Raw genomic sequence first — 13,881 nt, forward strand, 5'->3', positions numbered from 1 at the left:
ATGGCTGAGAAACTCGAAACCTATCAACGGATGCGGCGTTTCGACAACACGCCGGAGCCGTCCGGAGCCGCGAAGCGCAGTGCGCGCGCGAAGAAGTCCGCGCAGAACGCGTTGTCCTTCGTGATCCAGGAACACGACGCCCGCCGCCTGCATTACGACTTCCGTCTGGAACTCGACGGCACGCTCAAATCATGGGCGGTGCCTAAAGGCCCGAGCCTCGATCCATCGGTGAAGCGGCTCGCGGTGCATGTCGAGGATCATCCGCTCGACTACGGCTCGTTCGAAGGCGACATTCCCGAGGGCAATTACGGCGCGGGCAGCGTCATCGTGTGGGATCGCGGGACCTGGGCGCCGCAATCGGGCAGCGTCGAGGACGCGGCGCGCGAGTACGCAAAGGGCAAGCTCAAGTTCACGCTCGACGGTGAAAAGCTGCACGGCGGCTGGACGCTCGTGAAGAGCCACATGCGCGGCAGCGGCGACAAGGAGCAGTGGCTGCTCATCAAGGAACGCGACGACGAAGCGCGCCCCGAAGCCGAGTACGACATCCTGCTAAAAAAGCCCGGCAGTGTGATGTCCGACTCGCTCGGTGCGCGCGACGAGAGCGGTGCTGTACGCGAGCGCGGCGAACGCAAGGCGAGCGCGAAAAAAGCCCCGGCGCGCAAGGTGACGGCGAAAGAGCCGAAAGAGCCGAAAGCGGGGAAAGAGTCGAGCGGTCACGCGCATCCGGATATCGTCGCGAATCGCAACGCCGAATCGTTGCGCACGTTGTCGCACGAACCGGCGATCGAAGGTGCGGTCAAGGCGAAACTGCCCGCGACCTTCAAGCCGCAGCTCGCGACGCTCGTCGATGCCGCGCCGCCCGGAGATGATTGGGGATACGAAATAAAATTCGACGGCTATCGCGTGCTCGTACGCATCGAGGCGGTCAAAGGCAAGCGCGAGGTTCGCATCTACACGCGCAACGGCAACGACTGGACCGCGAAATTCTCGAAGCAGGTGAAGGCGCTCGACGGACTCGATATCGAAAGCGGCTGGCTCGACGGCGAAGCCGTGGTGCTCGACGAGCGCGGCCTGCCCGATTTTCAGGCGCTGCAGAACGCTTTCGATGTGGGACGTCCGCAGGACATCGTCGTGTATTTTTTCGACGTGCCGTATCTGAACGGCTACGACCTTCGCAACGTGCCGCTCGTGCAGCGTCGCGCGATCCTGAAGGCAATCATCGAACCGCTCGACGATCCGGTGCTGCGCTATTCGCAGGACTTCGCCTTTCACGCCGAGGACCTTCTGAAGAGCGCTTGCGACATGGCGCTAGAAGGCATCATCGGCAAGCGAATCGACAGCACGTATGTGTCGGGGCGAAGTGCGTCGTGGATCAAGCTCAAGTGCAGACGCCGCCAGGAGTTCGTGATCGGCGGCTATTCGGAACCATCGGGCAGCCGCGGGCAGTTCGGCGCGCTGCTGCTCGGCGTCTACGACACGCACGGCAAATTGCAGTACGCCGGACGCGTCGGCAGCGGCTTCGATCACGCGACGCTCGCCGCGGTGAAGAAGGAACTCGACAAGCGCGAGACACGGCGCATGCCCTTTGCAAGCGAGCCGCAGGAACGCAGCCGCACGCCGGTGCATTGGGTGAAGCCCGAACTCGTGGCCGAATGCAATTTCGCGGAATGGACCAAGGAGCGCATCGTGCGACAAGCATCGTTCGTCAGTCTGCGTGACGATAAACCCGCGCGTCAGATCGTGAAGGAAGAGCCTGCATCGGCGAAGAAAGTGGCAGTGAAGACGGCCGCTAAAAAAACATCGGCGACCAAGGCGCGCGCAAGTTCGGCCGAAATCGAAGGCGTGAAGATCAGTCATCCCGAACGTGTGATCGACAAATCGACGGGCCGGACCAAGATCGACGTCGTCGAGTATTACGCGTCGGTCGCCGAGTGGATGCTGCCGCATCTGAAGGACCGCCCGGTGTCGCTCGTGCGCGCGCCGGACGATATCGGCGGCGAGTTGTTCTTTCAGAAGCACAGCGCGAAGCTCGCGATTCCGCACATCACGCAACATGCCGATATCGATCCGGGCCATCCGCCGCTGCTCACGATCGAATCGCCGCAGGCGCTCGTCGGCACGGCGCAGATGGGCACGATCGAATTGCACACGTGGAACGCGGTGGCGTCGAACATCGAAAAGCCGGATCGGATGGTATTCGATCTCGATCCCGGCGAAGGCGTCGGCTGGGAACGCATGATCGAGGCCGCGAAGCTCACGAAGGATCTGCTCGTCGAACTCGGGCTCACCTCGTTCTGCAAGACGAGTGGCGGCAAAGGCTTTCATGTCGTCGTGCCGCTCGCGAAGCAAGCGAGCTGGGACGTCATGAAGGACTTCTCGCAGGCCGTCGCGCAGCACATGGCGAGCACGCTGCCCAAGCTCTTCTCCGCGAAGATGGGCATGCAGAATCGCAAGGGCAAGATTTTCATCGACTATCTGCGCAACAACCGCGGGTCTAGCACGGTCGCGGCTTTCTCGCTGCGAGCGCGGCCCGGGCTCGGCGCTTCGATGCCGCTTGCGTGGGACGAGGTCGATAGCGTTACGAGCGGCGATCAATGGCATATCGGCAACGTGCGCGAGCGGCTCGATGCGTTGAAGGGCGATCCGTGGGCCGGCTATGACAAGGCCCGTCAACGGCTCACGGCGGAGATGAAGAAGCGGCTCGGCATTAACGCATCGCGCAAGTGAGCGTTCACTCAGGAGACGATCATGAAGCAGTCGAACACAGCGCCCGAAAGCGTGCCCGAACGCGGACGCGAACTGGCGAGCAAGGACCACGAGAAGCAGGCGCGCGACGATGCGTCGAACGCGCCGCTGCCTCACGAAGCGGATCAGAACGTCGAATCGCAGCACGAACATGACGCGCGCGATGTCGGCAAGCAGGCGCACGAGGACATCGAACGCGGTCTCGTCGATACTGATCGCCGGGGCGGCGGCGACTATCAACGCGACACGCAGCGCGACGAACACGCGAATGTGAACAGCGACGAAGGCGGGGCGCGGAAGCCTTGAACCGAACGGTGAAAAGCCCTTCGCGGATGGCACCGCACGGGCCGCTTGCGTAGAATGAATCGTTGATCGTGAGCGGGTTTCGAACGCGACGTTTGCCGCGTTTCTTCTACCGATGCGCGCATTGCATGACCCGCGCCGCCCGGTAAGCCCTTCCGATGTCTGCATCCCATGACCGCCTCACGGCCCGAAGCCCACACAACGGAACATGCCACTCGACCTTCTGTCCCGTTTGAAGAACGAAACCGCCGCGTGTCACGCGCGGCTTGAGAATGCGCTCGACCTGATGCGGGACGACCTTCAACGCGACGAATACATCGCGCTGCTAGAACGATTCCACGGCTATGTCGCGCCGTGGGAAGATGCGGCGGCCGCGTGCATGCCGGCATCGCTCGCTGACTTCTTCGATGCGCGCCGCAAGACGCCGCTGCTCGTCGCCGATCTTGTCGCGCTGACGGGTGAAAAGCGCTCATCCGGATCGCTGCCGCAAGCCGATTCGCATCATGACCTGCCGCGCATGCATAACATCGGCGATGCATTCGGCTCGATGTACGTGATGGAAGGCAGCACGCTCGGCGGACGCTTCATCGCGCCGCATGTCGCCGAGCGTCTCGATCTTGCGCCCGGCATCGGCAACGCGTATTTCGACGGCTACGGGCCGCGCACGGGCAGCATGTGGAACGCGTTTCGCGAGACGGCGGTGGCGAGCGTGCCCGAACGCGATTACGACGATGCGGTGAAGGCCGCCATCTCGACCTTCGAAACTCTGCATGCGTGGCTGTGCCCCGAAGCAGTCGAGGCCGATTCTTCGCAACCGGCGCGGGGAGCGGCTTTATGAGCGAGTCCGCGAGCGAGCCACCCATCGGTGCGCGGGCCGGGCGCGAAGCATCGCAGGGACCGCCCGATGCCGAAGCGCGACGGCGCACGCTTAGCTCCGGCGTCGCGAACCGAGACTGCGATGCCGAGCCGATCCACATTCCCGGCGGAATCCAGCCGCACGGCTTTTTGCTCGTGCTGTCCGACGATTTGCGCGTCGCGCAGGTCAGCGAGAATTTCGACTCGCTGACGGGCGCGAAGGTCGATGCCTTGCTCGGCGCGCCGCTCGACGTCGTGTTCGGCGCGGCGGGCGCGCAACGCATCGCGCAGATGGCGGCCACGTCCGCACTCGACGACGCGCCGCTTTATATCGGCTCGATCGACGTCGCGCCGTCGTCGTCCGATAAAGCGATGCGCTTCGATGCCACGATGCATCGTCACGACGGCGCGCTCATCGTCGAGTTGGAAACCGCCGTTGCGACGGGCGACGCGTTCGCTTCGATGTATCCGCTCGTGCGCACGTTCGCGCGCGGACTTCAGGAAGCGCACAGCGTGCAGGCGCTCGCCGAAATCGCCGTGCGCGAAGTGCGCGCGATCACGGGCTTCGGCCGCGTGATGCTTTATAGCTTCGACGAGGAAGGCCGCAGTCACGTGCTTGCCGAAGATCGCGACGAAAGTTATGCGTCGTTTCTGCATCAGTTTTTCCCGGCGTCGGACATTCCGCGTCAGGCGCGCGCGTTGTATCTGAAGAACCGCATCCGCCTCGTCGCCGACGTCGATTACAAACCGGCGCGCCTCGTGCCGAGCGTGAATCCCGTCACCGGCCGTCTCACCGATCTCACCTACACCACGCTGCGCAGTTTCTCGCCCGTGCATCTGGCGTACATGCGCAACATGGGCACGCATGCGTCGATGTCGGTGTCGATCGTTGTGCGCGGACAGTTGTGGGGCCTCGTCTCGTGCCACGATCACAACGCGCGCATCGTGCCGTTCAATACGCGCGTCGCGGTCGAGCATCTCGGGCACATGCTGTCCTTGCAGATCGAAGCGAAGGAAGAGCGCGCCGAAGGCGAATATCTGAGCGCGCTGCGCCGCACGATGGGCCGTCTCGTCTCCGCGATGGGCGAGCACGAGGACTTCGTCGCCGGCTTGCGCGCCGTGCCGAACGACGTGCTGAGCTTTGCGCGCTCGGCGGGCGCGGCGATCGTCTTCGACGATCAGATCACGCTGCTCGGCTCGACACCCGACGAGGACACCGTGCGCGCGCTCACGCACTGGCTCGCGGAACACACCTCCGGCGTATGGGCGACGGATTCGCTCGCGCGCCAATGGCCGCAGGCGCGGGCGCACGAGGACAAGGCGTGCGGCGTGCTCGCGGTGCCGGTCTCGCAGATCTTTCGCAACTATTTGCTGTGGTTCAGGCCCGAACTGATGCAGACCATCCAGTGGGCGGGCGAGCCGGTCAAGATTGAAGGCGCGGACGGCGCGAGCGCGCCGCGCACGAATTTTTCGCCGTGGCTCGAAACGGTGCGCGGCCATTCCGCGATGTGGCGTCAAGGCGAACTCGAAATCGCCGGCGAACTGCGTGGCGCGCTACTGAACATCGTGCTGCGCCGCGCGGAAGAGCGCGCCGAACTCGCGAACGAACTTGCGCGCGCGAACAAGGAGTTGGAAGCGTTCTCGTATTCCGTGTCGCATGACCTGCGCGCGCCGCTGCGTCATATCGCGGGATACGGCGATCTGCTGCGCGAGCAGGAAGGCGAACGCATGTCGGACAAGAGCCGGCGCTTTCTGAACAACATGCTCGATTCGGCGCGCTTCGCGGGCACGCTCGTCGACGACCTGCTGACTTTTTCGCAAATGGGCCGCGCGGCGCTCAGGCCCGCGCCGGTCGATCTCGATCAACTCGTGCGCTCCGTCGTGCAGGAATTCGAGGTGGAAGGTTCGGGGCGGCGCATCGAATGGGCGATCGGCGAGTTGCCGCGCGTGACCGGCGATGCCGCTTTCCTCCAGCTTGCATTGCGCAACCTGATTTCGAACGCGGTGAAATATACGCGGACGCGGGAATCGGCGAAAATCGAGATATTCGCGACGCGCGGCGGCGATGAACATGTGATCGGCGTGCGCGACAACGGCGTCGGCTTCGACATGAAGTACGGCGCGAAGTTGTTCGGCGTGTTTCAGCGGCTGCATCGCGCGGAAGAGTTCGAGGGCACGGGCATCGGGCTCGCCAACGTGCGGCGCATCGTCGAGCGCCACGACGGGCGCACGTGGGCCGAAGGGCGGCTGGGAGAGGGCGCGGTATTCTATTTCTCGCTGCCGGCGGAATTCCGCAATGCGAATGGGACGCAGGGCGCGCCAACTACAAAGCCAAGAAAAAACCATGCTTAAACCGATATTGCTCGTCGAAGACAATCCGAACGATCTCGAACTCACGCTCGTCGCGCTGGACAAGACTCAGCTCGCCAACGAGGTGATCGTGGCGCGCGACGGTCAGGAAGCCATCGACTATCTCAATTCCGAGGGCGAATGGAAGGAGCGCGCGCCCGGCAATCCGGCGGTGATTCTGCTCGATCTGAAGCTGCCGAAAATCGATGGCCTCGAAGTGCTCGACATGATCCGCTCGAATGCATCGCTGAAGAGCGTTCCGGTGGTCATGCTGACGTCCTCGCGCGAGGAACGGGATCTTGTGCGCAGCTACGAACTCGGCGTGAACGCTTATGTGGTGAAGCCGGTCGAATTCGCCGAGTTCGTCGAGGCGATCAGCGACCTCGGCGTGTTCTGGGCCGTGCTCAACGAGCCGCCGCCCGGCTCGACGCGCTTTCGCCGCGCGCCGTCCGCGCAATGATCGCTGTGCCCATGTTCAAGAATTCGCCCCGCCCGATGCGCGCGCAAGCGTCCTTACAAGAGGACGCCTAGATCATGCAGCCCCTGCATCTGCTTCTCGTCGAAGACAACGCACTCGATGCCGAGCTGACGATCGCCCAACTGGAGCGCGCGGACTACGCGGTCGAGGCATCGATCGTGTACGACGCCGCGGCGTTCATCGCCGAGCTTGCGGCAAAGCGCTTCGACGTGATCCTCGCCGACTTCGTGATGCCGACCTTCTCGGGCATCGAGGCGCTTACGATCGCGAGCGAGCGCTCGCCGGACACGCCGTTCATCTTCGTGTCGGGTTTGCTCGGCGAAGAGCATGCGGTCGATATGCTCAAGCGCGGCGCGACCGACTACGTGCTCAAGCAGCGTCTGCAGCGGCTGCCCGCGGTCGTGCGCCGCGCGATGCGTGAGAGCGCCGAACGCGCGCAACGCATCGCGGTGGAGCGGGCGTTGCGCGAGACGGAAACCCATTTCCGCCTGCTCATCGACGCGCTGAAGGATTACGCCGTCATCACGCTCGATCCCGAAGGGCGCATTCGTACGTGGAACGCGGCGTCGGAGCGCATTCTGGGCTTTCCGGCGCAGGACGTGCTCGGCCAGTCCGCGAACATCTTCTATGCGCAGGAGGATCGCGAGGCGGGCTTGTTCGACGCCGAACTGGAGACGGCGCGGCGCGAGGGCAGTGCAAGCGACGACCGCTGGCTCTGGCGCAAGGACGGCCATTCGTTCTTCGCCTCGGGCGTGACGACGGCGATCCGCAGCGAGCACGACGAACTGATCGGCTTCTCGAAGATCGTGCGCGACGCGACCGACGCGCACATGGCCGCCGATGCGTTGCGGCTCGCGAAGGATCAGGCGGAATCCGCGAATCGCGCGAAGGACCATTTTCTGGCGGTGCTCTCGCATGAACTGCGCACGCCGCTCACGCCGATCCTCGCCGCCGTGCGTCTGCTCGAAATGAAGCATTCGCTGTCGCGCGAGGCGCATCCGACGCTCGATCTCATCCGCCGCAATGTGGAACTGGAAGCGCGTCTCATCGACGATCTGCTCGATCTCACGAGCATCGCGCGCGGCAAGCTGTCGCTCAATTTCGCGAGCGTCGCGCTCGATACCTTGCTGACGAGCGCGCTCGATATGTCCGAGGCCGATCTGCGCGCAAAGAGCCTCACGCTCGAAACGCAGTTCGACGCCGCCCGGTTCGTCGTGCTCGCCGATGCCGCGCGGCTTCAGCAGATCGTCTGGAATCTCATGAAGAACGCGGTGAAGTTCACGCCGGCGGGCGGGCGCATCGACGTGCGCACGTGGAATCCGGACCCGGCGACGATCGCCGTTTCGGTGACGGACAGCGGCATCGGCATCAGCGCGGAGGCGTTGCCGCGCATTTTCTCGGCGTTCGAACAGGCCGACGATTCCATCACGCGCTCGTTCGGCGGGCTGGGCCTTGGCCTCGCGATCGCGAGCACGCTGGCGCAGAAGCACGGCGGCACGCTTTCGGCGTATAGCGAAGGCCGCGATGCGGGTGCGCGCTTCACGCTCACGCTGCCGCTCGCGAAGCTGCAACCCGCGCGCGAGGACGAGCCGCTCGTCGAGGCCGCGCGTCAGGAGCGCGGACGCGCGCTCAGAGTGCTGCTCGTCGAGGACAACGAGCAGACGTCGTCGGCAATGGCCGAAGTGCTCGATATGCTCGGCCACGAAGTGACAGTCGCGGTGACGGTCGGGCAGGCGCTCGCACGCGCGAAGGGCGGACCGTTCGATCTCCTCGTCAGCGATATCGGCCTGCCCGACGGCAGCGGACTCGACATCGCGCGCGCGTGGCAGGATTTGCAGCCCGGGAAACCGTCGGTGGCGATTACCGGCTACGGCATGGACGACGACATTCGCCGCTGCCGCGAAGCCGGTTTTCGGGATCACCTGACCAAGCCGGTCAATTTCTCGCGGCTCGAAGCGCTGATTCAATCGCTCGCGGAACAGCAGTCGGAATAAGCTATCTGCGCGTCGGAACGAAAAATTTAACGGCCGTGCGCGCAGACGTGTCGATCGACGCGCGGTCCGTTCGTCGTAGGCTATGAGACCCCGCCAAACCCGGCGCGCTCATTCACTGCACGGAGCCGACATGTCTCATTTAGCCGTCAAGCCGATTCCCGAAGGCATGCATTCGCTGACCCCGCATCTCGTCTGCGCGGGCGCGGCGCAAGCAATCGAGTTCTACACGCGCGCATTCGATGCCGTCGAGCTGGGCCGCCTGCCCGGACCCGACGGCAAGCTCATGCACGCGATGGTGAAAATCGGCGATTCCGTGCTCATGCTCGTCGACGAAAACGCGTCGTGCGGCATGTTCGGCCCGAAGGCGGGCAGTGCATCGCCGGTCACGATCCATCTGTACGTCCAGGACGCCGACGCCACGCTGAAAAAGGCGGCCGAAGCGGGCGCGAAAGTGACGATGCCCGTCGAAGAGATGTTCTGGGGCGACCGTTACGGCCGTCTGGAAGATCCGTTCGGCCATCAATGGTCGGTCGCGACGCACGTGCGCGACGTCAGCCCCGAAGCAATGAAAGCCGCCATCTCGGCGCCGCGCCAGTGATTCGCGCGCTCGTCCACTGAACGACACTTCACAAAAACGGAGACTCGCACATGCAAAAGATTTCGCCCTGCCTATGGTTCGACGGCAACGCCGAGGAAGCCGCGAATTTCTATCTCGGCGTGTTCAAAAGCGCGCGCATCACGGACATCATGCGTCACACCGAATCCAGCCCGGGAACGAAGGGCAGCGTGCTCGCCGTCCTGTTCGAGCTGGAAGGCGAGGACTTCATGGCGCTGAACGGCGGCCCGGAATACAAGTTCACGCCGGCCATTTCGATGTTCATCAAATGCGAGTCGCAAGCCGAGATCGACCACTACTGGGACAAGCTGACGGACGGCGGCAAGCCGATCGCGTGCGGCTGGCTCACCGATCGCTTCGGCGTGACGTGGCAGATCGCGCCGGCGCGCCTGCTCAAGATGCTGCAGGACCCCGATCCGGTGAAAGCCGATCGCACGATGAAAGCGATGATGGGGATGATCAAGCTGGATATCGCGGCGCTCGACCGGGCGTACAACGGCGCATAAAACACGTAACCTAAGCGGCGCGTTTGCGGGCTTTTCGTTCGACGAGCCTCGACGCCATGAACCGATGGTCGCTCGAAAAAAGCCGTCGATACGTCAACAGGACGGCCCCGACGACGCCGAGCCCCGACCCCGCCGCGATCAGAAACATGATGACGATCTGATAGCGCACCGCCTGCAACGGCGACTGCCCGGCGAGCACCTGACCGGTCATCATGCCCGGCAAGCTGACGAGGCCGACCACGGCCATCTGGTTCAGCGTCGGAATCATGCCCGCGCGCACGGCCTGGCGCGCGGGGCCCTGCGCCGCTTCCCAGCGCGAGGCGCCGAGCGCGAGCGACATCTCGACCGCCGCGCGTCCCGACGTGAGTTCTTCCGTCATGCGCTCGATGCCGAGCGATACGCCCGTCAGACAGTTGCCAAGGATCATGCCGAGAATCGGAATCGCGTATTGCGGCTCGTACCACGGATGAATCCGGATCACCACGAACAGGCCGAACGCGCCGATCAGCCACGAGCTGCCCCAGATCGACAGAATGCTGTCCGCGCGCTGTCCGCTGTAGGTGCGCCGCCCGCGATCGGACGCGGCGAACCCGGCGATGACCGTCATCAGCGCCATCAGCGGCAGCACGACATACCAGCGATTGAACGCGAACACCCAGCCGAGCACGTAACCGATCAGCAGCAGTTGCACGATGGTCCGGATCGCGGCGACGAAGAGCTTGCGTTCCAGCCCGAGATCGAGCGCGACCGACAGCGCGCCATTGACGACGATAAGCAGGGCAGCCAGGCCGATATCGAAGAGACTGAGGTTTTGGTAGCCGTTCATCACGCGTCGCCTCCCAGCACGCCCGCATTCATCGTCAGATGACGCGTGGCGACGCGCCGCGCCTGATCCGGATCGTGCGACACCCAGATGCACGCGCGCGCGGCGTCGGCGTCGAACCAGGCGGAAACGAGCGCTTCGATCGAACGCGCCGACGCCGGATCGAGCGATGCGGTCGGTTCATCGAGCAACAGCACGTCGGGCGCGAGTTGCAGCACGCGCACGACCGCGGCGATCTGCGCCTCGCCGCCGGACAGATCGCTCGCGAACTTGTCGAGAAAGTCCGCGCCGCGTCCGGCCGCCTGCGCGAGCCGCATCGCGACATCGCGGTCGAAATGCGTGTCGCGATAGGTTCTGAGCGAAAACGGATAGCGCAGATTGTCTTCGACGGTGCCGTCGAGCATCGCGGGCCGTTGCGCGATATACGCGACGCGCCGCCGGTAAGCCGGAATGTGCGAACGCGCGATGCGCTCGCCGCGCCACGTGACGAAGCCGGCATCGCACGCATCGAGCAGCGCGAGCGTGCGCAGGAACACGCTCTTGCCCGAGCCGGAAGGTCCGGTAATCGCAGCGCGCTGGCCGTTGTCGAGGGCGAAATCCGTGGGATGCAAAAGCACCGTGCCGCGCACGGCGTCGCGGCGCACGACGCCGTGCGCGGCCACGAGTTCGGGCGATGTCGATGTCGCGTCGGGCATCGTTGATAGGGGTCTCGTTCTTCGAGCGGACATCTTACGGATATTCGTCGCCGAGCGGCGCAAGACCGCGCGGGCACACTATGTGCTGCGCCAAACATAATCGCGAAAAAACGGATGGAAGCGTCATGGTGCAGGCCCGAACGCCCGGAAAAATCGGAAGGATCGTCGCATGGTTTTTTGCCGTTCTGGCGGTTCTGATTGCAATATTGGTGGTCATTTTCTTGACGTTCGACTGGAACAGGCTGCGGCCGTGGGTGGACGACAAAGTCTCGGAAGCGATCGGCCGGCGCTTCGAAATCACGGGCGACCTGAAGGTTGGCTGGCGTCGTCCCCCCAACGAGACGGGATGGAAACGCTGGGTGCCGTGGCCGCGCTTCTCGGCTGAAAAAATCACCATCGCGAATCCGGACTGGGCGCGGCAAAAATCCTTCGCGACGCTCGACGAGATCGACTTTCAGGTGGCCGTGCTGCCGTTGCTCGCGCACGACATCGTGATTCCGACGATCAATCTCGTGAACCCGTCGATCGATGTCGAGCGGCTCAAGGACAACCGCAACAACTGGACGTTCAAGTTCAAGCAGTCGACCGAGCCGTCGACGTGGAATCTCAAGCTCGGCGATATCTCGCTCGCGAAAGGTACCGTCGGCGTGCGCGATGAAGTGACGAAGGCCGACATGCAGGTCGTCATCGATACGCTCGGGCAGGCCGTGCCGATCGGCGAAGTGATGAAGCAGCAGGAAGCGGCTTCGGCGAAGTCGTCGGCGGAGATGGTCGGCAAGAACGGCGCGGCGAAGCTCAACAAACAGGCCGATGCGGCGGCGGCCTCCGAGGCGTCGGCGGCATCGGCTGCATCGGCAGCGGCGGCGGCGAACGCATCGGCGCCCAATCCGGCGAGCACATCGGCGAATACGAGCATCACGACGAAAGAAGGTCCGAAGCCGCCGATTCCGCCTTACGCGTTCGGCTGGACCTTGAAGGGCACCTACAACGGCGGGAAGGTGTCGGGCGACGGCAAGCTCGGCGGCGTGCTCGCCGTGCAGGACGCGACGCGCCCGTTCCCCGTGCAGGCCGATGTGCGGCTCGGCGACACGCACATCGCGTTTGTCGGCACCGTGACCGATCCGGCGCATCTGGCCGCGCTCGATTTGCGCCTGTGGGTTCAGGCGGTGAGCATGGCGCATCTTTACCCGTTCACGGGCGTGACCTTGCCCGAGACGCCGCCGTTCGCGACCGAAGGGCGTCTCACCGGCCAGTTCCGCGAGGACGGCAACGTATTCCATTACGAGAATTTCACGGGGCGCGTGGGCGGCAGCGACATCAACGGCTCGCTCGTCTATGCGGGCAAGAAGCCGCGTCCGCTCCTGCAGGGCGAACTCGTGTCGCATCTGCTTCAGTTCAAGGATCTCGCGCCGATCATCGGCGCGGATTCGAACGCGAGCAAGGCAAAGCGCGGCGAGACGGAGAAGCAGCCGTCGTCCAAGGCGCTGCCCACCGAAGAGTTCAAGACCGATCGCTGGAAGGCCATCGACGCCGACGTGAAATTCACCGGCCAGCGCATCGTGAAGGATGCGGATTTGCCGATCACCGATCTCTACACGCACGTCGTGATGAAGGACGGCGTGCTGTCGTTCGAACCGCTCAAGTTCGGCGTGGCGGGCGGCTCGCTCGCCTCGAACATTCATCTCGACGGCAGCGCCGCGCCGCTCAAGGGCCGCGTGTCGGCGCAGGCGCGGCATCTTAAGCTCAAGCAGCTTTTCCCGACCGTGAAGACGATGCAATCCGCGCTCGGCGAGATCAACGGCGACGCCGCGCTCTCGGCGACCGGTAATTCGCCCGCGGCGCTCGCGGCGACATCGAACGGCGAGATAAAGGCGCTCATCACGCAGGGCACCGTCAGCCGCCTGTACATGGAGGCGGCGGGCTTGAACGTGGCGAACGTGGTGTACGAGAAGCTCTTCGGTAAGCGCGACGTGAGCATCAACTGCGCGGCGGCGGATTTCGTCGTGACCGATGGCGTGCTCGATTCGCGCGTGTTCGCGCTCGATACCGACGACGCGGTCATCAACGTCGATGGCACGATCAACCTAAAGACGGAGGACATGGATCTCGGCATTCATCCGCACACGAAGGGCCTGCGCATTTTCTCGCTGCGCTCGCCGCTGTACGTGAAGGGCACGTTCAAGGACCCGCACGTCGGCGTGAGCCCGGTGCTCGCGCTGCGCGGCGCGGCCGCCGTGGGCCTGGGTCTCATCAATCCGTTCGCGGCGCTGATTCCGCTCATCGCGCCGAGCAACAACAAGCCGCTGCCTTGCCAGCAGATGCTCGCCGACATCGGTAAAGCACCGACCGCGCCGCCGGCCGGGCAGAAGCAGAAGGCGAAGGCGGCGCCGGCCTACATGTCGTCGGATGCGGCGGCGACCGGCGCTGCTACCGACAAGGCGGACAAGGCGGACAAGGGCGCGAAGAAGCCGGCCGCGCCGGCTCCCGCGAGCGCCGCGCAGTATCGCGGCAGTTGAT

11 protein-coding genes are annotated in these 13,881 nt (G+C 64.4%); 9 read left to right on the forward strand and 2 right to left on the reverse strand.

What is annotated here, in order from left to right; genetic code table 11:
* From ligD to AWB82_RS23840, 8 genes are all read left to right on the forward strand, one after another.
* The gene (gene ligD / locus AWB82_RS23805; RefSeq protein WP_086971600.1) at positions 1 to 2,727 is read left to right on the forward strand and encodes a DNA ligase D; all 2,727 of its coding nucleotides are present in this window, start codon (positions 1 to 3) and stop codon (positions 2,725 to 2,727) included.
* Positions 2,728 to 2,748: 21 nt separating this feature from the next.
* Positions 2,749 to 3,051: a hypothetical protein gene (locus tag AWB82_RS23810; protein ID WP_086971602.1), complete on the forward strand. Its 303-nt coding sequence runs from the start codon at positions 2,749 to 2,751 to the stop codon at positions 3,049 to 3,051.
* Between the two features lie 205 nt (positions 3,052 to 3,256).
* Positions 3,257 to 3,886, forward strand: a complete 630-nt coding sequence (locus AWB82_RS23815; RefSeq protein ID WP_086971603.1) for a biliverdin-producing heme oxygenase — start codon at positions 3,257 to 3,259, stop codon at positions 3,884 to 3,886.
* Positions 3,883 to 6,255 (forward strand): ATP-binding protein, encoded by a 2,373-nt coding sequence (locus AWB82_RS23820; RefSeq protein WP_086971605.1) that lies wholly within the window; start codon positions 3,883 to 3,885, stop codon positions 6,253 to 6,255. Before AWB82_RS23815 ends, AWB82_RS23820 begins: the two co-directional genes overlap by 4 nt.
* Positions 6,248 to 6,712 carry a response regulator gene (locus AWB82_RS23825; protein ID WP_086971607.1) on the forward strand — a complete coding sequence of 155 codons (465 nt, stop codon included), beginning with the start codon at positions 6,248 to 6,250 and terminating at the stop codon, positions 6,710 to 6,712. Before AWB82_RS23820 ends, AWB82_RS23825 begins: the two co-directional genes overlap by 8 nt.
* Positions 6,713 to 6,786: 74 nt before the next feature.
* The gene (locus tag AWB82_RS23830) at positions 6,787 to 8,724 is read left to right on the forward strand and encodes a hybrid sensor histidine kinase/response regulator (RefSeq protein ID WP_086971609.1); all 1,938 of its coding nucleotides are present in this window, start codon (positions 6,787 to 6,789) and stop codon (positions 8,722 to 8,724) included.
* 130 nt (positions 8,725 to 8,854) lie between these two features.
* Positions 8,855 to 9,322: a VOC family protein gene (locus tag AWB82_RS23835; protein WP_086971611.1), complete on the forward strand. Its 468-nt coding sequence runs from the start codon at positions 8,855 to 8,857 to the stop codon at positions 9,320 to 9,322.
* 50 nt (positions 9,323 to 9,372) lie between these two features.
* Positions 9,373 to 9,846 (forward strand): VOC family protein, encoded by a 474-nt coding sequence (locus AWB82_RS23840; RefSeq protein ID WP_086971613.1) that lies wholly within the window; start codon positions 9,373 to 9,375, stop codon positions 9,844 to 9,846.
* Between the two features lie 10 nt (positions 9,847 to 9,856).
* Here the strand turns inward: AWB82_RS23840 and AWB82_RS23845 are convergent, their stop codons facing one another.
* Complete coding sequence (locus AWB82_RS23845) at positions 9,857 to 10,672, reverse strand: ABC transporter permease (RefSeq protein WP_086971615.1); 816 nt, start codon at positions 10,670 to 10,672, stop codon at positions 9,857 to 9,859.
* Positions 10,672 to 11,364 carry an ABC transporter ATP-binding protein gene (locus AWB82_RS23850; protein ID WP_086971617.1) on the reverse strand — a complete coding sequence of 231 codons (693 nt, stop codon included), beginning with the start codon at positions 11,362 to 11,364 and terminating at the stop codon, positions 10,672 to 10,674. The genes AWB82_RS23845 and AWB82_RS23850 overlap by 1 nt, the downstream gene beginning before the upstream one ends.
* 125 nt (positions 11,365 to 11,489) lie before the next feature.
* Here AWB82_RS23850 and AWB82_RS23855 point away from each other — a divergent pair, with 125 nt between their 5' ends.
* Positions 11,490 to 13,880 carry an AsmA family protein gene (locus tag AWB82_RS23855; RefSeq protein WP_086971619.1) on the forward strand — a complete coding sequence of 797 codons (2,391 nt, stop codon included), beginning with the start codon at positions 11,490 to 11,492 and terminating at the stop codon, positions 13,878 to 13,880.
* Position 13,881: the final 1 nt, after the last annotated feature.

The sequence above is a fragment of the Caballeronia glebae genome, from assembly GCF_001545035.1.
GTDB lineage: Bacteria > Pseudomonadota > Gammaproteobacteria > Burkholderiales > Burkholderiaceae > Caballeronia > Caballeronia glebae.